The organism is Prevotella sp. khp1, from assembly GCF_900102205.1.
Lineage (GTDB): Bacteria > Bacteroidota > Bacteroidia > Bacteroidales > Bacteroidaceae > Prevotella > Prevotella ruminicola.
Genome location: NZ_FNJZ01000002.1, coordinates 75,559 through 101,414 on the forward strand (window position 1 = coordinate 75,559; position 25,856 = coordinate 101,414).

Annotated in this window: 16 protein-coding genes; 5 read left to right on the forward strand and 11 right to left on the reverse strand. The window is 48.1% G+C overall.

Going from position 1 to position 25,856, the window contains the following annotated elements:
* Positions 1-6: 6 nt before the first annotated feature.
* Both BLR73_RS06350 and xyn10D/fae1 read right to left on the reverse strand, forming a co-directional pair.
* Complete coding sequence (locus tag BLR73_RS06350) at positions 7-2,472, reverse strand: glycoside hydrolase family 95 protein (protein WP_091860277.1); 2,466 nt, start codon at positions 2,470-2,472, stop codon at positions 7-9.
* 268 nt (positions 2,473-2,740) lie between these two features.
* Positions 2,741-4,921 carry a bifunctional endo-1,4-beta-xylanase/feruloyl esterase gene (xyn10D/fae1, locus tag BLR73_RS06355; RefSeq protein ID WP_091860280.1) on the reverse strand — a complete coding sequence of 727 codons (2,181 nt, stop codon included), beginning with the start codon at positions 4,919-4,921 and terminating at the stop codon, positions 2,741-2,743.
* Between the two features lie 216 nt (positions 4,922-5,137).
* Between xyn10D/fae1 and BLR73_RS06360 the strand changes: the two genes are divergently transcribed.
* The 4 genes from BLR73_RS06360 (at position 5,138) to BLR73_RS06375 (ending at position 8,215) form a co-directional block, all read left to right on the forward strand.
* The gene (locus BLR73_RS06360; RefSeq protein ID WP_091860283.1) at positions 5,138-5,671 is read left to right on the forward strand and encodes an outer membrane beta-barrel protein; all 534 of its coding nucleotides are present in this window, start codon (positions 5,138-5,140) and stop codon (positions 5,669-5,671) included.
* A gap of 199 nt (positions 5,672-5,870) precedes the next feature.
* On the forward strand, positions 5,871-7,184 hold the full coding sequence (locus BLR73_RS06365; protein ID WP_033150388.1) for an ATP-binding protein: 1,314 nt from the start codon (positions 5,871-5,873) through the stop codon (positions 7,182-7,184).
* Positions 7,185-7,361: 177 nt separating this feature from the next.
* Positions 7,362-7,781, forward strand: coding sequence for a lipocalin family protein (locus BLR73_RS06370; RefSeq protein WP_091860286.1), 420 nt, complete (start codon positions 7,362-7,364; stop codon positions 7,779-7,781).
* Positions 7,782-7,783: 2 nt separating this feature from the next.
* Positions 7,784-8,215 carry a lipocalin-like domain-containing protein gene (locus BLR73_RS06375; RefSeq protein ID WP_091860288.1) on the forward strand — a complete coding sequence of 144 codons (432 nt, stop codon included), beginning with the start codon at positions 7,784-7,786 and terminating at the stop codon, positions 8,213-8,215.
* Positions 8,216-8,753: 538 nt separating this feature from the next.
* Here the strand turns inward: BLR73_RS06375 and BLR73_RS06380 are convergent.
* From BLR73_RS06380 to BLR73_RS06395, 4 genes are all read right to left on the reverse strand, one after another.
* A complete protein-coding gene (locus tag BLR73_RS06380) occupies positions 8,754-9,557 on the reverse strand; it encodes a hypothetical protein (RefSeq protein WP_143010897.1) in 804 nt (267 codons plus the stop codon).
* A gap of 102 nt (positions 9,558-9,659) precedes the next feature.
* Positions 9,660-10,748, reverse strand: a complete 1,089-nt coding sequence (locus BLR73_RS06385; protein WP_176763638.1) for a TlpA family protein disulfide reductase — start codon at positions 10,746-10,748, stop codon at positions 9,660-9,662.
* A gap of 23 nt (positions 10,749-10,771) precedes the next feature.
* Entirely contained in the window at positions 10,772-12,013 is a 1,242-nt protein-coding gene (locus BLR73_RS06390; RefSeq protein ID WP_091860297.1) for a M56 family metallopeptidase, read from the reverse strand.
* Positions 12,010-12,396, reverse strand: coding sequence for a BlaI/MecI/CopY family transcriptional regulator (locus tag BLR73_RS06395; protein ID WP_091860299.1), 387 nt, complete (start codon positions 12,394-12,396; stop codon positions 12,010-12,012). Before BLR73_RS06395 ends, BLR73_RS06390 begins: the two co-directional genes overlap by 4 nt.
* Positions 12,397-12,568: 172 nt before the next feature.
* On the opposite strand from BLR73_RS06395, the gene BLR73_RS06400 reads away from it, so the two are divergent.
* The gene (locus BLR73_RS06400) at positions 12,569-16,573 is read left to right on the forward strand and encodes a hybrid sensor histidine kinase/response regulator transcription factor (protein ID WP_091860301.1); all 4,005 of its coding nucleotides are present in this window, start codon (positions 12,569-12,571) and stop codon (positions 16,571-16,573) included.
* Here the strand turns inward: BLR73_RS06400 and BLR73_RS06405 are convergent.
* The 5 genes from BLR73_RS06405 to BLR73_RS06425 are packed head-to-tail and all read right to left on the reverse strand — an operon-like array spanning position 16,527 to position 25,836.
* The gene (locus tag BLR73_RS06405) at positions 16,527-17,666 is read right to left on the reverse strand and encodes a glycoside hydrolase family 76 protein (protein ID WP_176763639.1); all 1,140 of its coding nucleotides are present in this window, start codon (positions 17,664-17,666) and stop codon (positions 16,527-16,529) included. The genes BLR73_RS06400 and BLR73_RS06405 overlap by 47 nt on opposite strands.
* Before the next feature lie 17 nt (positions 17,667-17,683).
* Complete coding sequence (locus BLR73_RS06410; protein ID WP_013063198.1) at positions 17,684-18,808, reverse strand: SusE domain-containing protein; 1,125 nt, start codon at positions 18,806-18,808, stop codon at positions 17,684-17,686.
* 53 nt (positions 18,809-18,861) lie between these two features.
* On the reverse strand, positions 18,862-20,478 hold the full coding sequence (locus BLR73_RS06415) for a RagB/SusD family nutrient uptake outer membrane protein (RefSeq protein WP_091861238.1): 1,617 nt from the start codon (positions 20,476-20,478) through the stop codon (positions 18,862-18,864).
* Positions 20,479-20,498: 20 nt separating this feature from the next.
* Positions 20,499-23,636, reverse strand: coding sequence for a SusC/RagA family TonB-linked outer membrane protein (locus tag BLR73_RS06420; RefSeq protein ID WP_369821139.1), 3,138 nt, complete (start codon positions 23,634-23,636; stop codon positions 20,499-20,501).
* 52 nt (positions 23,637-23,688) lie between these two features.
* Positions 23,689-25,836, reverse strand: a complete 2,148-nt coding sequence (locus BLR73_RS06425) for a GH92 family glycosyl hydrolase (protein WP_091860303.1) — start codon at positions 25,834-25,836, stop codon at positions 23,689-23,691.
* Positions 25,837-25,856: the final 20 nt, after the last annotated feature.

The following is a 25,856-nucleotide window of genomic DNA, read 5'->3' on the forward strand; positions in this document are numbered from 1 at the left end:
TAATCTTTAATGTTTAATGTAATACGTTTTCCCCGGTGCGGTCATGATATCATACTCGTACACCTTGCGGATGGGCAGTGTCTTAAAGTCCTTCAGCTCTTCCGACACCAATGGCTCGCGGATGGCAGCAGGTGCCAACAGCTCGTTACTACACTCACCCTGGGCTGGCTTCAAACCAGCACCCTGCAATGGCACATACGAACGCAGACGCAGCTGTCCGCCAATCTTCGAATATATCGTAGCCTCAGTCAGCTCACCCTGGTGCCACTTCATACTTACCGTAAAGGCACCTCTGGCCACCAGTCCACTCACCTCGCCATCTTTCCAACTATCAGGCAGGGCGGGCAACAGGTGCACAGCGCCATCATGACTCTGCAGCAGCATCTCGCATACACCAGCCGAGCAACCGAAGTTACCATCAATCTGGAATGGTGGATGGGCATCAAACAAGTTGGGATAGGTACCGCCACTGCGCCCCCACTCTGTGGTGCTGGGTATCATGTTCAGCATGTTCTTGATAATCTTAAAGGCATGGTTACCATCCTGCATACGTGCCCAGAAGTTGATCTTCCAACCCAGACTCCAGCCAGTAGCCATATCGCCGCGCTGGTTCAGGGTGTTAGCCGCAGCGGTAAACAAATCGGGATGACTGTAGGGAGATATCTGGTTCGAAGGATACAAGCCGTACAGATGCGATATGTGGCGATGCTCATCTTTTGGATCGTCGCCATCAATCAGCCACTCCTGCAACTGTCCGTATCTACCTATCTGCATAGGTGGCAGCTTGGCAATGGCATTGCTCAGCATGGTGGTATAAACCACATTATTATAGCCCAATATCTGATGCGCCTTCAGGGTACTGCTCAGCACATCAAACACTATCTGGTTGTCCATGGTTGATCCAGCTGTTACGGTGGTATTCTTGCCTACTGGTCCATGTTCAGGCGATACTGTTGGCACCGTTACCAGCCAGCCGGCAGCCAGCTTCACTTCGCCGTTCTTTGGATATTCCTGCATATACGACAGCAGGAAATCGGCAGCTCCTTTCAGGATGGGATAGCAAGCATCAAGGAATCGCTTGTCGCCAGTATACAGGTAGTACTGCCACAGGTGTGTGGTGAGCCAGGCACCACCTGTTGGGAACATTCCCCAGCTGGTACCATCCACAGGACCGGCAATACGCCACAGGTCGGTATTATGATGCGCCACCCAACCCGGACAGTTGTACATGGTGCGCGCCGTTTTAGCGCCTGTTACACTCAAATCGCGAATCATCGAGAACAGTGGTTCCTGTGTCTCAGCCAGATTAGCCACATTGGCCGGCCAGTAGTTCATCTCGGCATTGATGTTGATGGTATATTTCGAGTCCCAAGCGGGATCCATCTTATGGTTCCATACGCCCTGCAGGTTGGCAGGCTGACCACCAGGCTGCGATGATGATATCAGCAGATATCGTCCGTACTGCATCATCAGCGACACCATATCCAGGTCGGTACCATCGAAAGCAGCCAATCGCTCATCAGTAGGCAGATCCGACTGCGCCGATTTGGCTAACGACAGCGACACACGATCGTACTGATCCTGATACTTATCCAGATGGCGCTTCAACAGTTGCTTGTAGTTCTTGCCTTTCAGCAACTGCATGGTCAGGTTGTTTTTCGCAACCGGATCGCCGTTAATAGTCTGATAATTCACGTAGTTGGTAGCCGCCGTAATAAAGATAGTGGCATTGGTAGCATTTCGCACCTGCATATCGCTGCCCACATCGGCCACAGCACCATCGGCCACCACTTTTACACGCACCTCGGCCTGCAGCTTGCCAGCGATACCCTCGTGCTCTACATTATTAATAATATAGGCATGCTCGTTCTTGGCCACAGCACCGCCCTCAACAGCCTGCTGGTTGCGCTGATAGCTCACCCCGAAGTTCAGGGCTTTCTTCTTGCTGGCAGTCAGCTGTATGATAATGGCGTTATCGGCCTGCGAGGCAAAGGCTGTACGAATATATTTCACATCAGCCACATCAAAACTGGTGGTACACAAAGCATCACCCAGGTTCAGTTCGCGACGATAATTGCTTGGTTCAGCCCCATTTGGGTAGTCGAAAGAAAGCATCAGGTCGCCCAGGGGCAGATACTTTTGTCCATGGGGTCCTTTAAAGAAAGTCTTGTCAATCAGCGCCTCGGCTTCCTTTTCTTTGCCTTCAAAAATCAGGCGTCGCACATCCTTCATAGCCACCTTGGCATCAGGATTGTTGTTATTGTGCGGCGAGCCGCTCCAGAAGGTTTCTTCGTTCAGCTGTATCTGCTCTGTACCGATACCGCCATACACCATGGCACCTAAGTGCGAATTGCCTATAGGCAGGGCTTCTAACCACTGAGCGGCAGGCTTACTGTACCACAGCTTGTGCTGCTGGGCATTAACCACAAGTGCTACACACACACCGGCAAGGATAGTCAATAATCGTTTCATATATATACTATTGGTTTTAAATTTCGCTGCAAAGATACAAATAATTTATGAATTTAAAAAATAACCCTGGGACAAGAAACGCCTTTCTTTAGTCCCAGGGAAGGAAAAACTACTAACTACTAATATAACTAAAACAATTTTAACCGATTCTTTATTTTATCTGGGTGCAAAGTTAGTGTATTTTTTCGAAAGTGGCTTATCCTCATGTTACATTTACTTTTTATTTTGTTTCAACCACTAAAAAATCACACTTTTTTCGCACTTTTCCTTACTTAAAGAGGCTCTGAGCCATCTTTTCAAGGCAACGACGCCATGTCAGGAACTCGTGTGCTGTGCCCTCAGAAACCAGACCTTCGGCCTTAAATCCAGCAGCCTTCAGTGCCTCAACGCTCTTGTTGATGCCCTCTGGGTTCTCCTTGTCGCCACAACCTACGAAGATATACTTCACTGCCTTAGGATCCTTAATCTCCTCGGGCATATAGGTGCCGCCACTCAGCAATCCCCAGTAACCGAACATCTCAGGACGGCGCAGGGTGATGAGCTTGGTTTCCATACCACCCATCGACAGTCCTGCCATCGCACGGTTCCACTTGTCGGCCTTGGTCAGGAAGTTCTTGTCGATAGTAGGAATCAGTTCGTCGATGAGCACTTTCTCAAACTCCTCGGCAGTAAACTTACCGATCGAACCGAACTTAAAGTCGTTGGTCAGTCCGTAGGCCATTACTACGATAAATGGCTTAATCTTACCATCGGCAATCAGGTTGTCCATAATGAGTCCAGCCTTACCCTGTACAGGCCAGCTGGTTTCGTTCTCACCCCAACCGTGCTGCAGGTACAGTACAGGATAGCGCTCCTGCTTACCCTTTACCAGCTTGCCGTAACCGTAAGGCAGATAAACATTGGCAGTCTGCATCTTACCAGTGCTCTCGCTCCAGAAGGTTACCTGCTGGATGTTACCATGGTTGATATCCTTGCGATAAGCGTAGAAGTCCTGATCCTTGGCAGGAATCTCGATACCACTCTCCCAACGGCAAGAACCGAAGTAGTTGTGTGTACCAGGATCGTTAAACACGCCACCATCGATAGTCAGGTGATAGTAGTGGAAACCAGGATCCATTGGGCCCTCGGTAGTACCAGTCCAAACACCATTCTTATCCTTGCGCAGTACGGTACCGCCACGGCCACCAAGACCCAGGCTTACAATTACCGACTTAGCATCGGGAGCCTCAACACGGAAACGGGCATAACCCTCAGAGTTAACCATAGGATACTCCTGTCCGGGCTGGTTCATGGGGTTGGGCACAAAGTCCTCTTTTGGCTTGCGATTGTCCATAGCGGCATCAAAGTCGCGGATAATCTGCAGCGAGCGCTTAGCCTTGAAGTTCTCGTCGAAAGGCAGTGGATGGTTGTTTACACCCAGCCAAGAGTCCTTATCGCTCAGGTTCCAGAATGTAACGTTCTTAATCACATCCTTGTGCTTACGGAAAATCTTGAACAAACGGGCATACTGGTCCTCCTGCAGTGTCTGCATATAAGCAGGCTGTGGCTTAGCCTCGCCACGCGAGAACATCAGCTGGCCACCGCTCTCGGTATTGGTACGCAGATCCAGCTCTGTGATATGGATAGTGTTTACAATCTCGCTGAAACGGTTGATAGCCTTCTCCAGTTTCTCCTCATCAGGGAAGTAGATGTTATAGTGGCCCTGCATGCCGATACCATCGATGGGCACACCAGCCTCCTTCATCTTCTTCACCATATTATATATACGCTCGCGCTTACCCTCGTCAACACAGCTGTAGTCGTTGTAAATCAGCACACCTGTTGGGTCGGCCTCGCGTGCAAACTCAAAAGCCTTAGCAATAAACTCATCGCCACAAAGCTTGAAATGACGACTCTGACGATAAGGGCTGGCAGGAACCATCTTACCATCAACAAACTCGAATGGACGACCGTCGTCGGCCATAGCCTCGTTAACTACGTCCCAGGCATAAACCACATCCTTATAGCGGTTAACCACGGTGTGGATATGCTCGCGCAAACGCTGGTAGAATACCTCTTTCTTTACAGGCTTTCCCTTCTTATCGGTAAACATCCAGTCGGCAAACTGTGAGTGCCAGCACAAGCAGTGACCACGCATCTTGATACCGTTTTCGCGACAGAAGTTGGCAATGCTGTCGGCCAAGCCAAAGTTCCACACACCCTCTTTTGGGTGAATCTCACCTGGTTTCCAAGCATTCTCGGCAGTAACGCTGTTAAACTGCTTTTTAACGATTGCAGTCTGAGCAGGATCAGAGATGTTGAACTTGTTTACAGCCACACCTACAGTAAAATAATCCTTGTAAGCATCCTTAAGTCCAGGACCTGCTGCATAATCTACAGGACGTCCCCACTGTGCCGATGCTGTCAGGCTACCGGCGATAAGCGATAACGCTACTAATAGTTTCTTCATATTTGCTAATTTGATTTCTGTTTATTAATCTATTCGGCTGCAAAGTTACAACAAATCCCCCAAACCCTCTATTCCGTGAGTATCATAAACTTTATTATTTGTACCATCAATGGCTACTTTAGGGGGATTACCTACCACTATATAGGGATTTTCTTGAGTATATTCCGACTAATTGTTGTACCTTTGCACGTGAATTTACAAACCAATAAAATAAAGATGAAGAAATTACAACTTGTATTATGTATGGCCCTGATGGCCGTTATGCCATGCCGAGCCCAGCAGAATGTTGCTCCGTTTGAGTTTGAAGTAAAAGCAGGAACCAATTTGCCGTTGGATAGCGAATCGGGAATCAGTAACAAGTTAGGCGTTAACTTGGGACTTGAATCGCGATGGAATCTGAAACGATTGCCGATGGATGTTGGTGCAGAGCTATATATCGGCAGCGCTGTAAGACATGCCGAAGATGACAAGTCGCTCAGCAACCGAACAATATCGCTTGCTGTACTATCCGACTATCAGATAAATCGTGGATCGAAGGTATCACCATTCATCGGCCTTGGCCTTGGAGTTGCGAATTGCCAACAAATCAAGGGCAGCTTAGGTGATGAGGGCACAACTCTCTGCATCATTCCAAGAGTAGGTGTAGAATTTGCCCGCCACCTGCGCCTCACCCTTGATGCCCACATCAGTAAGAAATACTACTCGCATGTAGGCCTTACTATTGGTTACTCTTTCCATAGCAAGAAATAGTGCATGCCACGGAATAAAGTGCCCCCTGGCATATTTGCGATAGCCTATCATCGTCTGTAGGCTATCGCTTTTTGGGGTTTCCGCCCAAATGTGGGGTAAACTATTAAAAAATAGCCATAACATTTGGAGATATGAAGTTTTTTTTGTTACTTTGCAGCAGAAATATAAACGACAATTTATATAAATCCGGATTTATATTATGAAGTTTTATGATCGCAAAGCAGAGATGGAGATTCTGAAGCAGAATGAGAAGCAGGCCGAACAGCATGCTGTGTTTACAGTACTGATGGGTAGACGCCGAGTTGGTAAAACGTCGCTTGTGATAAAAGCCTTGGAGGGGTGCCAGTTTGCTTATCTTTTTGTGGCGAAAGATAGCGAAGCCATGCTTTGCCATAAGTTTCAGCAAACACTCCAGGAACAGTTAGGTATACAGGTATATGGTCGATTGTCGCACTTCCGTGATGTGTTCGAGGTTATTATGAGAGAATCGGTACATCGCCATTTTTCTATTGTTTTTGATGAGTTTCAGAACTTCTATAAAGTAAATCCAGCCATCTTTAGTGAGATGCAAGACATTTGGGACAGGTATCATCGTGACTCACATATTAACCTGATAACGATGGGTAGTATCCGTTCGTTGATGAAACGTATCTTCGAAGATAGAAACGAACCGCTCTATGGACGCCCCACCTCAAAATTCACACTGTTACCTTTCTCTATTAATGTACTGAAGCAGATATTCGGCGACCATCACCCGCATTATAACAATGAGGACTTGCTTTGCCTCTATATGATTACTGGTGGAGTGGCAAAATACGTAGAGCTTTTGATGGATGCAGGATGTTATACAAAGGAGAAAATGCTAAACTTTGTATGCAGGCAGGATTCTTATTTTCTCTCAGAGGGTCGCGATCTGATGATTCAGGAGTTTGGCGATGAGAGTAGCACATACTTTTCTATTCTCCAGCTGATAGCGGGAGGTATGACCAGGCGTTCGGATATAGACGGCGCAATGCAAAAGGATATGGGTACTTTCATCCAGAATCTTGAAAACAACTATAACATCATCGCGCGTCTAAAACCCCTACTGGCCAAACCTAACAGCAAAACCAGTGCTTACGAGATTTCCGACCAGTTCCTACGTTTCTGGTTCCGCTTTGTATGGCCATATCAGGCACTTGTGGAACGCCAGCAACTTTCCTTGTTGCGACAGAATATGGGGAAAGGTTATGAACAGTTTACAGGGCGTACACTTGAACAGTTCTTTCAACAACAAGCTATGGAATCGGGGCAATATACAATAGTGGGGAATTGGTGGAATCGCAAAGGTGAGAATGAGATAGATATGATTGCCCTCAATGAATTTGAGCACACTGGTATTGCTGCCGAAATTAAAAGGAACCCTAAAAAACTTAGTCTTTCAGAGTTAGAAACAAAAGTGGCATCTTTGCCAGCATCTGATTTTGGATCATACCATCTCAATTTAATAACGTTATCTCTCGAAGATATTTAGCGATAGCCTATCATCGTCTGTAGGCTATCGCTATTATTATAACGACTTTTTTGCGATGTAACAAAAAACCACATCAATTGTTACCTGTCAATAAATTGTGAACTCAAAAACTTGGCAGTTTCGTATATTTATCCTATATTTGTCAAAAATTATATTTTATCAACAAAACCAATAATTATGAAGAAACTTTTTTTATTTTTCAGCATGCTGCTGGCAATAGGATTATCCATTGCTTGCAGTAGTGATGAAGAAAACCCATTCGTGGGCGAGTGGCAACTAGTAGAAGCACGCTATGTGGATAGTGGTGAAATAGCTTATCCATCTGGTGAAGAAGATGGTACAATTCGGATTGATCATGTCAAGTTTCAACCTAATTTTGAATATATAATGTATAGCAGTAATAGGCCAGAATTAGATTTTCCACCAATGACATATAGTTATGATAATGATTTCCTGACTTTAACAGACCATTTGGGAGATTCGCGCTATAAATATGAAATCTCTGAAAATGGAAATGTACTTAGGTTAACAGACCGTAAAACCCCAGGCGACTTACCAAGACCAAAAACAATAAGTACTTATAAAAGAATAAAATAATTATGAAGAAACTTTTTCTATTTCTCAGCATGCTACTGGCACTGGGATTAGCCTGTGCTTGCAGTAGTGATGAAGAAAACCCCTTTGTGGGCGAATGGCAACTACAAGAAGTACGCTATATAGATAGTGGAAAAATTGTTTATCCTTCTGACGAAAACGATGGTACAATCTGGTTTGATCACATCATTTTTTTTCCGAATTATGAATATAAGAAATATTGTGAAGACATGCCGATGGAAGATTTTCCAGCAATGACATATAGCTACGATCATGACATACTAACCGTAAAACTAGTAGAGAGTGGATATTATAGCTACAAATACGAAATTTATGAAAAGGGAAATCTATTGAGACTTATCCCTTTTGTGTCTGATATGAATCCGGGCGTTGTTCCTCAACCAGTTGCAATAAGAACTTTCAAAAAAATAAAATAACTATATATGCCACGGGACTGGTCCCTGACATATAGCACTCTACCACCATTTCTACCGCAGGCTGGCCTAAAGGTGTTTATATCATCAAAGCCAAGATAGGTAAAGAAGTGGTAACGGAGATAATTTTTGCAAATAATTTCTCTGTAAAAACAGCCATCTCTCCCTCAATCTTCCGAAAAGCCTTTATACACAGGCATTTCGAGAGGGTGGAGATTTTCTTAATCTCTCCCTTTTCCCTCCCTAATCTCTCCCTACATCTCTCATGCTATAGGGAGAGATACATGAGAGATGAGGGAGGGATGCGAAAAATCTCTCATCGCTCAAACCACCTGTGTTTATGCGGGTTTTGAGAGATTGAGGGAGAGATGAGAGATTTTTTTGCAAAAGTTTCAAAAGAAACGCCAACTAATACTACAACCCTCGCCACCAAAAGCGCTTCATTTTTTCCCAACTTGGGAACGTTTCATTCCCAACCTGGGAATGTTTTGTTCCCAACCTGGGAACACTGCGTTCCACTAATAGGAATTTGTCATTCGTCTTAATATATTCGCACTCCAATATTGGCATTAAGGGCTTTGGCTTGTATGGAGGATTGCAGATTTTGCATTGCTTCATCTCTATTCCAATCCACCCAGCTCTCTTGTCGGTATATACGTTTCTGCCATGTTACGGATTGAGATTTGGATTTTGACATCCTGATGTGCGGATTATACAAAACAGTTTCCTTACACTCGCCCTTTACTATCCATTCTACAATGACGAATAATCCTGTACGCGGAAACACAATTGGAGATTCAAGGGGGATGGCTACACTGCCATCTGACTTACCATCATAAAAGATTCCACCTCCGATCAACGAAGTAGAAGAAGGAGCCTTTGTTTGAGCATCAGGCAATCGAAGGTCAAATCGCAAAACCGCATTATCAATCTCATCATAGTTCCCAACTAGCTTTTTATTATGATACAAGTCGGCAACAATGCTATTAACAAGTTTCCCCTCATATTCCTGCTGATACGGAAGAAAAACACCTAAAAGCAACCCACTTCGTCCACCATAATACAAACGTTCTTTCTGCCATATTGGTCCAATTTGCCGATTACCATGCGAACTCTTCCCAATAGTAATCTCAGGAATCTGATACGTTTTCGGAGATATAAAAACATCATTGCCCTTAAGTTCAGCAAGATTAAGTATGGTATCAACATAGCATATATGGCTAATTCTGATAGCAGAGGCCTTATTGGGGAGCTCTAATGCCCCATCCTTGTCGGTATAATACGCAGCATCATCCATATAGATATTGGCATATGGTATTGGTTGCCCGCTATCCTTCTCTTTCACACATATCATTTTCTGAGCGAATGCAAAGGAGGGGGCAGAAACCATACATAGAAGGAATATGAATCTTCTTATAATCAGAACATGTTGAGCCATACCATCATCTTAAAGGGCGGTATCTAAATACTGGTAGAAATCGGCGGTTTCGCCTAGGTAGGCATTGAGCACAATGCCTTCGGGCGAGATCAGCACCTTATAAGGATAGCCCTTTATTCTGAATCTATCCTCTGTAATGCCATCCTCGCTTCTTACCTGCAGCCAAGGCAGATTGTGTTTCTTAACAGCAGCAGTCCACTTTTCGACAGTATCGTTACAGTCGATGCCCACAATCTCAAGGCGATCCTTATATTTGGCGTAGTACTCCTTTAGTTTGGGGAACCCTTTGATACACCAGGTACACCACGAGCCCCAGAAATCGAGCACTACATATTTACCACGAAGCGATTTCAATTCCAACACATTTCCCTGCAAATCTTTCAACCCAAGTTCTGGTACTTGAGTGCCTATTGTAACAGTATCGTTCTTTACGGCTTTGCGTGCAGCCGCCTCTTTCAGCACTTGCTTAAACATTCTCTCCAAGCTATCCAAATCGCTTTTCATTCTGCCATTGCGAACTTCCGGAGTCAACTTGGCCATTGCAGGCAGCACCTGCTCGTAACCTACGTAAACAATCAAAGTTGCCGTGGCATCCTCGTCGGGATGTGCCTCAATGTATTTCATATATACAGAATGTGCGCGCCTATTGATATCACGGTTTTTCTCCCCCCTTATGCTATCAGGATCATTTCGAGCAGCCACAAACTCAATATTAAAAGGACGTTGGATTTCAGTTATTCGTTCGTACTGCTGATAGAATGTACTACCACTCCAATGCTCGTCTACCGAATTAAGACTGCCACTAAAGACAGCCTCCTCATCAGGAACCAAATAGAAATAAAGACTCTCTTTGGGATTCTTCTTTAAATACATTTTAGCCGAATAAGCCTCTTTCAGATTGGCGTTGAACAAAAACTCACCAGCCTTTACAGCCACCTTATGCACCATGTGCTGTTTCTGAGGCTGCAAAATAGTATACTCGATGCAGAGCGTATCATTGCTTGCACCATCAATTTTACCTGTCAACTTAAAGTTGTCATTAGCAGATGCGGTTACTGATGCCAACAACACTGCCATCATCACAAAAACTTTTTTCATACTCATTACTTTTATTGGTTAAGTTATTCTTGTTTCATAATTATTTTTTGGTCAGTCATATCACTCTTTACCTGTATGGAGACTGTGGCCACGCCTATATTCAGAAAATCCACCACTGCGCCTTTGGGTACTTTGAGCGAGAATTTACCATCAAAATCAGTAATCGTACCTGTTGCACCGTCATGTTCCTTTACAGCTGTACCTAACAAGGGATTACCTTCTTCGTCAACAACCGTTCCTGAAATCGTCAGCAATGCGGTTTCTGGCTGAGGTTCCGTCTTTTGAGTGCTTTGCTGTTTATGAGGCTCAACCACAGGGGCTGGTGACACCTTCTGTGGCGCTTGAGCCTGAATGGTATCAGCAACAGGATGGATGGGAGCAGGTTCTGGTGCCTGATAGTGAATAATCGTCTGAGCATTCAGGGCTAAGGTGATGGCTACAACGGGGAGCAGATACAGCACCTTGAGCAGACGTGAGGGCTTGGAGCGATGACGCGCCATCATCTGAAAACGGTTCTTCAGTGTTTGCTGACTGATGGCATTAGCCAACTTACACTCCAACTTGGCATTGGCCCTATCCATCAGCAGGTTCAGATAGTGGTGTGCATCTACACCACCCGAAAGCACACTGGCATCGGCCTCGTACTCATGAACGGCACGTAACTCTCTACCTGTGAGCCAGATGGCAGGGTTAAACCACTGCAGGGCAATCGCCAGTTCCATCAGCAACAGATCGAAGGAGTGATAGCTATTGATATGTGCCCGCTCATGAACCAAGAGGGCCGAATCCTGTAATTGATAGTCGCGACGCGAAAACACAATGGTATTCCACCAACTGAACGGAGCGATATTCTGAGCGCAAACGGCAATGGTGGTACCATCTGCTTGCGGATGCTGCTCGCATTGGCTAATCAACTTGTTCAAACGATAGATGCTGATGGCGGTATGGAGCAGTTTTAATACTACGCCTACAAGATAGATAACGAATAGCCATAGAAGGGGATTACCGTAAGTTGCAGATGGACTATCCGATGCAACACCAGATGCAACATTAGCCCCGGATGCAGACGTAGATGCAGCCACAACCGTTTTGTGCAGGGTGATTTCGCACAGCGGAAGGATAAAGGCTATCAAGACCGACAGGAGCAGAATGGCACGATTAAAGCGATGAAAAGTCTCACGTTCCATCAACAGGCGATAAAACAGATAGAACACTGCCAACAGTATCGCCACCTTACCTATATATAACAGAAATGCCGTTATCATCGTTTCGACTCGATTTTTGTCATCAATTCCTTCAGTTCTGCCAACTCCTCGTCGGTATATTGCTCCTTTTTGGCAAAGAAGCTGACAAGCGATGTGAATGAGCCATCAAAAAAAGTATCCTTTACATCACTGATAAACGAGTAGGTGTAATCGTCCTTGCTTACCAACGGCGAAAAACGATTGGCCTTGCCTACCCTTTCAGGCTTTACAAACCCTTTGTCTGTAAGAATCTTCATAAACGTCAGGATAGTCGTGTAGGCAGGTTTTGGTTCAGGATAGCGATTGATGATGTCCTGAATAACCCCCTGCTGTTCTGGCAAACTCCACAGGATGTTCATCACCTGTGTCTCGGCCTTGGTTAGTTGCTTCTTTTTCTCCTTCATAATGCTTAGGTTTATCATTCCGCCGGCAAATATATACTAAATATTTAGTAGTTCCAAATTTTATCAACTAAATTTTTAGTATTTAACATCTTTTTGTCATTTAAAAGGGATAAAGAACAGTCTTTACAAAATAATTTTGTATTTTTGCGCACGAAAAGGAAAAATTAAAAACATGAAGATTAAATTACTACTTGCTTTCGTGGCTTTCGTGCTGCAAGTACAGGCTTACAACATCCGACATATATCCAGTAGCGACGGACTGTCGGCCAGTTCGATACTCAGTATTGAGCAGCAACCCGACGGCACTATGCTGTTTGGTACCATCGACGGACTGAACTGCTACGACGGCAGTAAGGTGCGACCTGCCACCCTGCATGCCGAGCAGCGACTCTACGGTAACCTGATAGAGCATGTGCTGAACGTAGGTGATAACAATACCTGGGTGCTGACTAACTACGGACTGAACATTGTAACACCCAAAGGACAGGAGGTGCGCTACTACCCACAGTTCCAAGGACTAAGACGCATACGAAAGAATCCGCAAGGCGACGGATTCCTGCTTACCGACGGCAAACTGAACTATATCGACAAGCGCGACGGGAGCATACATGCCCTACCCCTGAAAGGCGTAACACTGGCCAACGTGTGCGACTTTGCCGTATCGAGTAAGGCACTTTACCTGTTTAACCGCGATGGCATTGTGAGCTATCAGCTAAGCGCCAACAACAACCAATACTCCATTGGCAAGCCCAAAATGGTGCAACGCATGCACCTGGTATCGGCCATGCCCGATGGCGATACAGAATACCTGGTTACCAACGACGGACAGCTATACAGCTACCAGATGGAGGCACTCACCCTGCAACACGAGATGTCGCTGGCCCATGAAATCAGTCGACGTGGTTTCGTCAACGAGGTACTGCAATACAAGGAGTCGCTGATGATTGGCTTTGGCGAAGGTGGTGTGATTAAGGTGAACCGCCCGAAAGGCAAGCCAGCCGAGGTAATCGACTTAGGGGTAGAAACAGGCGTATTCTGTATGCACAAGGACCGCTTAGGCGATATCGTATGGATAGGATCGGACGGTGCCGGCGTGCTGATGTATAGCGACGAGCCACTGACATTACGATCGTTTGCAAGCACCTCGCTACGTGCCGGCAAATCGTTCCCCATCCGTGCACTGCTAAAAGATGGCGAGGGCAACCTATGGGTGGGCACCAAGGGCGACGGACTGATACAGGTACCCAACTTCAGCATCTACCAGAACCCACACCAGCTGGGCGAAACGGTGTACAGAGAGCAGAACAGCGGCCTGAGCAGCAATGTAGTTTACAAACTGGCCGAGAGCAAACATCCTTGGTTCTGGATTAGTGGCGGCGATGGCATCTGCTATTACTCGCAAGCCACCAAGAGCATACGACCCGTACCAGCCGAAATGCACCTGCAGCAGGTGATAGATATCCGCGAGAAAGGCAACGAACTGTGGATGGCCACCTTGGGATCGGGTATAGTAAAGGCCGATATCAGCGTAGAAAACGGACAGCCACGACTAACCAACATGAAGCGTTACGTGCTGGATGGCGGTAAAGGCTCGTCGAACTACTTCTTCTGCTTGACCTGCGACGAACAGGGCCGCTGGTGGTTTGGAAACCGTGGAAAAGGACTTTATACCTTTGAGAAAGGACAGCTGAAGTATATGGCACCCAGCCAGACAACCAACGACCCCAGCATTAACGATGTGTTTGCGCTGCAGGCCGTGGGCGATAACCTGTGGATAGGTACGGGTATGGGCATTTTTATACGTAACAAGCAAGGCAAGAGTCACCATCTGACTACAGCCAACGGACTGCCTAACAACACCATACATGCCTTTACAAAAGGTACAGCAGACGAAGTATGGGCTACCACCAACGGCGGACTGGTAGAACTGTCGCCCAACGGCACGGTGCTGAAGGTATATGGCATGAACAGCGGACTGGATGTAACCGAATACTGCGATGGTGCCACCTTTGCCAATGGCAGGGAGCTGTTTTTTGGCGGTATCAACGGCTTTACGGCTATTGTGAACGACACCACCGTACAGCAGCAGGTACACGAACTGCGCATTAGTTTTACCACACTCAACATTTTGGGTAAGCTGCAGAACATCAACGACTTTATGCAGGGCGAGCGCGATAACCTGACGTTGACATTAGACCACACACAGAACTCCTTTGCCGTGAGCTTAGCCACCTTTAACTATCTGGAGGAGCCGTTCTACCATTACCTGTACCGACTGACAGACGATGGCGAATGGATTGACAACGGATCGAGCAACGTGATATCGTTTACCCAGATGGCCGAGGGCAGTCACACGCTGTATGTAAAGGCCAAGAACATGATGAACGGTAAGGAAACGGCCGTATCGCAACTGCACATCGACATCAAGCCACCTTATTACCGCACCATCTGGGCCTACCTTATTTATATATTACTGGCCATTGCCCTGATAGCCATCTATGTGCGTCACTGGTACGAGGACCAGAAGCTGCACCAGCAGATGCAGCTGACCCGACTACAACAGCAGCACCAGGACGAGCTGTACGAGGAGAAACTGAAGTTCCTGACCAATGTGGTACACGAACTGAACACACCTCTGACCCTGATTTACGGACCATGCGAACGCATTATGGCATACACCAAGGCCGACGAGTTTGTGAGAAAATACGTGGGCAAGGTGATGCAGAACCTGGGTCGACTGAACAGTTTGATTCAGGAGGTTATCGACCTGCGCCGTGTAACCACAGGACACCACGAGATTAGTTGGCGACGCGTGGATGTATCGGCAGTGGTGGGCGACTACGCCAACGCCTTTACCGAGATGGCCGAGCGCAGTGGCATCAGCTACGAACAGGACATTGAGCCGGGATTGGTGTGGACATCTGACGATAAGGCACTGAGAAGCATCGTAGGCAACCTGATATCAAACGCCTTTAAATACACCAAGAGCGAGGGCACCATCAAAGTAAAACTTACCCGACAGGAGGGAGGATTGCTGTTCTCGGTTTATAACTCAGGACGTGGTATCGCACCTGAGGACAGGGAACGCATTTTTGACTATTACACTGTGTTCGACAGCGTTGAGGAGAGTCCGAATGCCGGACAGACCTCGCGTAATGGCATTGGTATGGCCATCTGTCATAACATGACCAAACTGTTAGGCGGACGGATAGAGATTGACAGCGAAGTGGGCCAGTATGCACAGTTTAATGTGTATCTGCCCGAAAAGCCGCTACCCGAAGGTGTGAGCGACGAGGTGGTGACATCGGCTAAGCAGACCGACAACATGCCCCTGGCTGTGCCACAGGCAGTGAGCAATGCCAAACCTGCACGCCCACTGCCCAAGATGGCAGGCGACAGAACACCTACCATTCTGACGATTGATGATAACCAGGAGATGCTTGACCTGCTGGCCGACTGCTTGTCGGACTACCGTGTGATGGCAGCCTTGAATGCCGAACAGGGCATGGCCTACCTGAAAGAGGAAACTCCCGACCTGATTATTACCGATATTATGATGCCTGGTACCGACGGACTGGACTTTACACAACAGGTAAAGCGCAACAAGCACACCATGCACATACCACTGATTATCCTATCGGCCAAGACATCGGAAGAGGAGCGTATAGAGGGATTAGACAGCGGCGCCGACGTGTATATCAGCAAGCCCTTCAGCATCAACCTGCTGCAGGCCACCGTGGTACGCCTGTTAGAGAACCGCAACGTGCTGCGCGAATACTATAATTCGGCAGCATCGGCCTATGTGTATGCTGGCGGCGACCTGATTAGCAAGGAGCACCAGAACTTTGCCGACGAGGTGACAAAGGTGATTGACGAGCATCTGACCGATACTGAGCTGACCCCAGAGACATTGGCGGAACTGATGAGTATCAGTCCGCGCAATCTCTATAGGAAGTTCAGTGATGCCAATATGCCGACACCTAAGGATTATATCAAGACCTATCGTATTAATGTGGCAGCAAGATGGCTTACCACTACTAATACAACTATTCAGGAAATCATTTATAAAACGGGCTTCAACACGCGCTCACAGTTCTATACTGAGTTCCGAAAGCATTTTGGTATGACGCCTAAAGAGTATCGAGAGCAACAGCTTCGAGCAGTACACAACCACTAACGTGGGTACCCAAGTCGATGGCCGATGTGTTACGAGCCCAGTTGCTGCCAATCAGGTACTGGGCCTGAAGGCCTTTTTCCTTCAGTACCTCGGCATTGTGCTTTAAGTAAGCCACAAAACGGGTCTTATCGCTTGCATCGAGCTGGGGCTCCTGAATGAGCAGGGTGAAATAGCGCACAAAAATGCCCTTAAACAAGCCGCCATCACCCGTTCCCTCGTCCTTGAGCACACTCTCGGTAAGGTCGCTCAGGCTCGACAAGGTGTAAGACGAAGCACGTACGGCATCGCGCAGATACAGGGTCTCACCTGTAATCTTGAACAACTCGTAGCACATACCCACAAACGTGCCCTGATTATAGGTAAACACCCAAGTGGTAACACTGTTGCCGCTCTGACCGTTCATGCTGTCATAAACAGCACCCGTGCCAGGGGCATACAGGTTGTCGCGCTCCCAGTTGTAGATACGCTTAGCCAGATCTAAATCAGATGCCTTGTGAAGGATATTGTACATGCGGGCAGCGATGATGCCAGCAGGACCGTTGCTGCAGGCATTCTTGCTCCAAGGCTGACTTTTACGCCATGCCATGCCGCCACCGCAGTACTTGGTATTCCAGGCATTCTGGATATCGTCCCACAGCAACTGGGCGGTATCCAGATACTTCTGTTCCTTGGTACAGTCGTACAAGCGGAGCATCGTCAGGCAAATCCACTCCTCGTCGTCGTAGAAATCGTTGAAATAGCTGTTACCAGCCTTTTTCTTGATGCCCTCGTGCCACTTATCAAACAAGTCGCGATAGCCGGCACTACCAGTACGCAAATAGGCATCAATCACCACATCCATGGCATGAGCCTGGGGCCAGTACTGGTTCTGCTGGGTGTCGGCCACATCGGGCAACGAGTTGAAGTAGCCCTCGCGACCGTTCCAGAAGTGAGTTACTAAAGTCTGTGTAGCCTGTTCGGCCACCTGTTTCCAGTTCGTCTGCTCAGGCTGTGGCGCAGGCGTTGGTTCATCCTCGGATGAAGAAGAACCGCAACCCTGCAGCACAAGGCTGCAGAGAAGCGGTACGAAGAAAACTTTTAATATGTTATGCATAAGTTAGAACTTACAGATTAGTCGGCCAACTCAACATGGTGGGTATAGTTAGCACCATGGAAGAGCACGGTGATGCGGGTCTTGACACCTGGGTGAGGACCATCCGAACCACCATCGAAGTCGCCATCAAACTTCCACTTGTCGTCCCACTGGTTGTTACCAGTTTCCATGATGTAATAGTAAGGATCGTCCATAGCCAAACCACCAGGGCGTGAGTCGGTGCCATTCTTGGTGCCCCAGAACTGCTTGGTACCGTCGGCATACTCCATCAGGAACTTATAACGCTCGTCGCGGCCCCAGCCCTCCTGCTTGAAGGCTACCACACCTACACCTGAGAACTCGCCGTTGCCAGCGTAAGGAAGATCGAACATGATATTGTTGTTAGGACAGAAGAACAAACCGAGACTCTTGATTTCGCGGATGGTAGCCGAAGCCACATTGAAATCGAGTACCAGACGATAGATGCCTGTAGCAGGTGCTACGGTTGAGCCACCCTCGCGCAGCTTCAAGCCATCGAGCGAATAGATGGTGCCATCGCCCTTGTTGTTGCTGCAGAACTGGTAGCTCTTGCCACCCTCGAGCTTGGTGAAGATCTCATATACGCCCTGCTCGGGTGATGAGAAAGCAGCACCGTTCTCGGCACCCTCGCCCATGATGAAGAGCGATGAAGGAATCTCGTCGAAGCCCTCGAGCGAAGTGATGTTCAGCTTGTGCTTAACGGTTGCCTCGGCCTGATTCAAACCACGAGAAGCGATGATCGACCAGCTGACCGTGCCGCTGGCACCACTCTTGAAACCGGCAGCAGCGGCAACCTTGTTCAGGGTTTTGTGGGTGATGGTAGCGCTGTTCATCATACCATTCTTATCAGAGAGCACCTTATAGATAGGTGTGCTCTCGCCGTCCTTGTAGAACACCACCTCGTAGAGGGGCGAACCACTATCCTCGGCCTTGGCTGCCTCCCACTCGAAGAAAGTTGAGGCAGTGGCTGAAGCCTGAAGGGTTACACTCTTGCCATCGGCAGGCTCGTAGAGCTGGGTGATGGCTGATACCTGACTATCCTTGAACTCCATGTCGGAGGTGCAGGCTGACATGCTGAACACGGCGCCAAACAGCGCGAATGCCTTAATAATATTCTTATTCATAGTTAATTGTTTCTTTTTTGGTTTTTACTAATAATACTTATTGATGATATGGATTAATTGCCGTAGCCAGGATTCTGGCCTAAGTTAGGATTGAGGTCGATCTGACTCTGAGGAACAGCCCAGAGGTAGTCGCGGTTCTCATCGAACGTAAACTTCCAGGGGATGTCGTGGGTAAAGCTGGCACCACGAACGGGTTGGGTGAGATACTCTGAACCAGCCTTCCAGCGCTTGATGTCGTACCAGCGCAAGCCTTCGAGGGCCAGCTCGCAGCGGCGCTCGTTACGCAGAATCTGACGAAGTTCGGTCTGCGACTTATCGGCAGGGAAGTTAAGAGCCTTAGCTGTCTTGAAGCCAGCACGCTGACGGATGGCACGTACGGTGCTGTTCCATACATCGGCTGTCATCTGGTTCTGCTCGAGCTTAGCCTCGGCCCACATGAGCAGGATATCGGCATAGCGGAACATGATGATGTTGAGACCCGAACTCATGTCGCCAGTAGCCTGTGGGGCAAACCACTTACGGGTGTAGTAACCTGTAGCAGTGGTATTGCTACCTGTTCCGATATAGGTATCAACGGTGTTATCGCCAGCAGGATCGATATGGATCACCTCGCCCTTTGAGCCATCGCCCACATTAGCGCTCCAGTCGTAGTTATCATAGATAACGGTAGCTGCCAGGCGTGGGTCGCGGTTGTCGTAAGGATGGTTAGGATCGTAATCGGTACCAGCCTCATCGATGGTATAACCATTCAGGGTGAGATAGCTATCAACCAACGACTGCTGAGGTACACGGTCGGCCACACGGCCACCCTTGCTCAGGGGCACCATGTCGAGAATCTCGCCCCAGGTAAGCAAGTTGCGAACATAGGCACGATCCAGGATTACCTCCTGGTTATACTCATTGTCCTCTTCAAACAGTCCACGGTAGCTGGGGAACAGGGCATACGAGCCGTAAGTCTCGGGCTGATTGATAAGCATCTCGCAGTATTTCTGCACGTTGCTCCAGTCGCTGTCCATCAGATAGGCACGGGCCTGCAGGGCTACCACAGCACCCTTGGTAATCTTGCCGTTCTCGCTCTCGGGCAGGTCGTTGCGCGAGGGCAGATCGCCAATGATATCGTTCAGCTCCTGATGGATGAACGCCATCACCTCGGCATGCGAGGTACGACTGATGGTGTTCGACTCATCCACAGTGATATCCTTGGTAAAGAAAGGAATATCGCCATAGAAGTTGGTGAGACGGAAGTAGATATAGGCGCGTACAAAACGTATCTCGGCAATCATACGAGCCTTCTTGGCTGCATCGAGGTTAGTGATGGCATCGATATTCTCGAGGAACACATGACAGGTTTTGATGCCGCCATACAAATCGGACCACTCACTGGCAAAAATACCAGTGGTAGGCGTGGCTTGGCCCATACGCATCAGGCGCTGGTCGGTAGTAGAGCGACCGTCGATCATGTTATCGCTAAGCGACTCGTCGCGCCACATTTTGCCGGCATTATACATCTGTGCATAGGCCATGTTTACCACGTACTGCGCTCTGTCGGGAGAGTCCCAGAAGTTTGCATCGGTAAACTGGTTGCCAGGGGCATTCTCCATGCCGTTGCAGGCAGTAAGCGCAAGTCCGCCCACAGCAGCAAACAGATAGATATATTTCTTGATTTTCATTTTCATAAGATACTTAATCATTAAAATTCTACATCGAAACCAAAGCCATAGTACTGCAGCATAGGATAGTTACGACCACTGTTACCACCACCAGAGTTCATATTCGAACCGAACTCTGACGACTCAGGATCGATGAACGAGTTCTTGGTGAGTGTAAGCAGATCCTGACCGGTAACATATACACGGAGTTTCTGCAGGCCCAGAGGCTCAATCACCTTCTTAGGCAGTGAATAACCGATGGCAAGGTTCTTTAAACGTGCATACTTGGCATCGAGCACGAAGATGTCTGACGGGCGGCCCCAGTTGTTGGTATCTGAGGCCGAGCCCTGTGCTGCCAGACGTGGATATTTAGCGTTTGTGTTAGTTGGGGTCCAGAAATCAAGCTGATGTTTGTACATCACGTATGAATAGTTTGAGTGGTATGGCTCGAGCAACTCGCCACGCAGCATCTGCGAACGTTTGCCTACACCCTGCCAGAACATACTGAAGTCGAAGCCCTTCCACTCGAAGCGGTAGGTGAATCCGAAGGTGTAACGTGGGAAAGCGTTACCAACGATGACACGGTCGTTAGAGTCGATGACACCATCGCCATTCTGATCCTTGAACTTCAGGTCGCCAGGTGCTACCTCTGCGCCAAGAGGCAGAGCTGAGTTCTTAATCTCATCGTAGCTCTGGAACAAGCCCTCTACCTGCCATGCATAGTAGGAGTTGAGGGGCTGACCAACGCGAATGATCTTATAGATCTCATCAACACCGCTAATCTGCTCGTTACCAGGGAATTTGGTAACCTTGTTCTTCGAGTCGCCGATATTGAAGTAGAAGTTATGCTTCATATCGCCGGTCTTCAAGCGGTAGTTGATAGAGAGTTCCCATCCGTCGTTCGACATTTCACCAATATTGGTGCTTGGCATGGTGGTTCCGAAAACACTGGGCTGCAAGGGCTTCATCAGGATGTCCTTGGTGCGCTTGGTGTAGTAATCAAATGTGATGTTCAGTGCATTGTGCAAGAACGATGCATCGAAACCTATATTGAAAGTGTTGGTACGTTCCCAAGTCAGGTCCTTCAGTCCGAGGTTAAACCCGGCACCGGCTACGGCCTGATTATTATAAGCATAGGTGGTAGAGCTAACGCTATAGCGGGTATAGCGATCGTAGTCGCCTACTGCCTGACTACCCAGGATACCGTATGAACCACGGATCTTCAGGTCGCCCACCTTTTCGCGATATTTCTCCATAAAAGGCTCTTCGCTGATGCGCCAACCTAACGACAGTGAAGGGAAGAAACCCCAGCGGTAATCCTTATGGAACTTTGAACTGCCATCATAACGGAAGTCGAACTCGGCATAATAACGCTCCTTGTAGTTATAGCCGATACGACCCAGCAGTGAGGTAATGCTGGTCTGACCAGAACTATCCACGGTGGTAGCACCACCGATGTTACCTACCTCACCAGTAGTGATGCTGGTAGAGGTACCCAAGTCGGGATCAACATAGTTCTTCCAGATTTCGTTGTTATACCAGGTGTACGACTCGTTGGTGGCACCAAACAGGCCACTAACAGTGTGCACGCCGAAGGTCTTATTATAATCCAGCAGGATCTGAGTGTTCAGACGGTAGTTGTCGGCATTCCAGTTGCTGGTCTTAAAATCTGAATCCTTACGTGGACGGGGCTCGGTAGCATCTTCGCCGGCATAATAATAAGAAGGCATGCTACGCGAGTAACGGTTGTTACCCACCACATCGGCACCAAACACACCACGGAGCTTCAAGCCATCGATAATCTTGAGCTCACCTGTAACACTGGCGGTGATGGCATTGGTACGGTACTTATCGAAACCGCCCGACTCGAGCTGACCGAGTGGGTTGAACTCACCCCACACATCATTGAGCAGGTAACGACCATCGGCCGACTTCATCTTATAGATATAGGCACTGGGCACACGACTGGCATCAATCTCCAGACTACCACCATTGGTATTCTTGCTATCGGTGCGGGTGTAGGCCAGTGTGGCAGTAAGCTTCAGGCGGCCCAACTCAGTAACCAGGTTGGTACGGAAGTTGTAGCGCTGCAAACCGAACTTCTGGGTGCTCACATAGTTGCTACCCTGATCAAAATAGCCGGCAGAAACCATATAGGTGGTTTTATCGCTACCACCGCTGATGCTGATATTGTAGTTCTGCTGCATGGCGGTCTTGAAGATCTCGTTCAGCGCCCAGCGCTCCTCGTCCTGATGGGCGTAGAAGTCGAGAATCTGGTCCTGACTGTAAACGGGGGCATTACCCACATTGGTCTCAGCCATGTTACGCAGCACGGCATTCTGATAGCCGGTAACAGGTGTGAACAGGATATGGGGATCTTCCCAACCTACCATACCATTCAGTCGGATACTGGTGCGCTCGTTGTTCTTACCCTTCTTGGTAGTAACAAGCACAACACCATTGGCCGAACGTGAACCATAGATAGCGGCAGTACCGGCATCTTTCAGAATAGAGATATTCTCGATATCATTAGGGTTCAAGCGGTTGAAGTTATCGTAGTCGGTAACCAATCCATCGATCACAAACAGCGGACTGTTATCGTTCAGCGTACTGATGCCTCGAATATTAAAGTTGTTGTTCTGGGCATTAGGGTTGTAGTTCTTACGCTGGATAATAACGTTTGGTGCTGCACCCTGCAAGGCCTGTGTAACGTTGGCTACAGGACGATTCTCCAACAGGTCGGAACGAACCTGATCTACAGCACCCACGGCGCTTTTACGAGTAGTGGTGCCATAACCAATCACCACCACCTCGTCGAGGATAGCATTGTCTTCCTTCAGCACAATACGACTCAGGTTGGCATTAGCACGCAGCTCCTGGTTTACATAGCCCACATACGAGAAGACCAAGACATCGGTTGGTTTGCAGTTCAGCGAGAAGCTACCATCAAGGCCAGTAACGGTACCCGAGGATGAACCTTTTACCGAGACTGTTACACCGATCATGGGCTCTCCCGATGCATCAACAACTGTGCCCCTGACAGTGGTTTGCTGTACATTGTTAGTAGCAGCCACTGAGACACCATTGGCAAGAGCCACGGAAGGACTGCCTACACATAGGGCTACTCCCATAAAACCTTGCCAGATGAATCTGGAATAGTTGAAATTTACTTTTTTCATTTAGTAAAACTTTAGATTGAATGTAATTTTAGTTATAGAACAGTTTAATTGCTTATTCGGTTTTAATCAGCATTTCAGCACCTTTTGCCAGTTGGGCGTGTGGCACAAACCAGCCCTTGAGCGGCTTACCACCTACCGTTATCTGACTGATTTTACGACCACTACCCTCGCGACGGATAGTAAACGTGTTACCAGTGGTGCCCAGGGTGAATCTAACCTTATTGAACAATGGCACGGTAACGATATACTGCGGATCGGCAGGCGAATAGGTATAGATACCGATGGCATTGAGTACATACCACGACGACATCTCGCCTGCATCGTCCATGCCTGCATAGGCCAGTCCCTCTTCGCCCATACCATAGTAATGGTTCAGCAGCGAATCAATCACCACCTGTGCCTTCTCCTGTTTATCGGCAAAATAATAGGTATAAGGAATGCTATGACCAGGCTGGTTGCCATGACAGTAGGTGCCAAGGAAACCTGTAAGGTTCCAGGCCTCGTAGCCATGGTTAGGCAGGGTAAACAGCGAGTCGAGTTTCAGCTCAACAGCCTTTTTTGATGGGTAGAGCGCCACCATACCCTCAGGATCGTGCGGGGCAAAGAACAGCGAGTTCCAGGCATCGGCCTCACGATACATATAGGCATAATAGGGGTACCAGGGATCAAAATCCTTAATCCATGAGCCATCGGCGATCCTGCCACGCCAGAAGCCTGTTGACGCATCAAACAGGTTCTTGTAATTCTGCGAGTGTTGCATCAGTAGTTGGTAGTTTTTCTTATCTTTCAGCTCGCGGGCAATCAGAGCGGTGGCATAATCGTCGTAGGCATACTCCTGGGTCTTGGTTACCGAGGCCTTATACTCATCCCAAGTGGGCACGTTGGTGGTATCCTTCTCGGCTATCCAGCCCTGCTTCAGGTACTCTTCGAGCCAAGGACGACCGCCACGACCTGGAACGGTAGCATTCTTGAGTAGGAGCTTATAGGCACGCTGCAAGTCGAACCCTTTGATACCACGCAGCCATGAACCTGCCACAAAGGTAGAGGCATGGTCGCCATGGAAGAAGGTTGGCATATAACCACCGGCTTTCTCGCCTTTATCGATAATCGACTTGATGATATCGGTAGCCACATCGGGGTTAATCATACCTAACAGAATGAGCTTATTACGATAGGTATCCCAGAACGAAGGATTGGTATAGTAACGGAAGTCGGCCTTGCAAACACGGCCCTGTTCGTCGGTATACTCGCCATTCACATCGCTACGCAAGGCAGGCCACAGAAAAGCACGGTAGAGTGTAGAGTAGAACATGGTTTGCTGCTTCTGGGTACCACCCTCTACCTGGATATGTCCCAGCTGTTTGTTCCAGATGTTATCAGCCTCCTGGCGCACCTGCTCAAAACTCTTGTCGAGCATCTCGGCCTCGAGGTTCTGCTTGGCGTTGGCAATACTTACAAACGAGAAACCTATTTTGAGCTCCAATGCGCGCGATCCTTTATTATTTAGGAAATCGACCACAGCTATCTGATGGCGAAAATCCTTCTGGATGCTTACCTCGCTTACATCGTGATTGGCCACAGCATAGAAGTAGATACGGCCCTCGCCATCCTGGAACCCCTGGAAGGTGTTGGCACCCGACTTCTCGATTTTCCACGTGCGGGGACGATTGTTGCTACGTGTGATATCTACAATCAGACGTTTCTCATCGCCGGTACGAAAGGTATAACGATGGAAGCCGCAACGCAGGGTTGAGGTGAGTTCGGCATTTACATGATAGCGGTCGAGATACACCTGATAGTAGCCAGGATGAGCCGACTCGTTAGCATGACTGAACCATGAGCAGAAGTTATCGGGATAGAACCTACCAGTAGCTGGCATGATGGGCAGATGGAGCAGATTCCAGTGGCCCTTACATGTGTGCGCGAAACCATATATCTGATGATCCTCGTACTGATAACCTGAACCCGAAGGATACATGGTGACAGGGGTGAGCTGTACCATGGCATTGGGTAAGGCTGAGCCAGGAAATGACTCAGCTCCCCAAGCGCGTTTAGTTTCTGTGCGTGTATATCCCAGATCGGCTGGGCTCCATAGAGTTGTTGTTCCGATAAAAGGGTTCACCTTTCCGGTTAGATTTTCAGCCTGTACGAGTTGTCCTGAAATGAACAGGCAGACGAGTAATGTTAGAGTTTTCTTCATCACTTTACGGTTTTTATTAT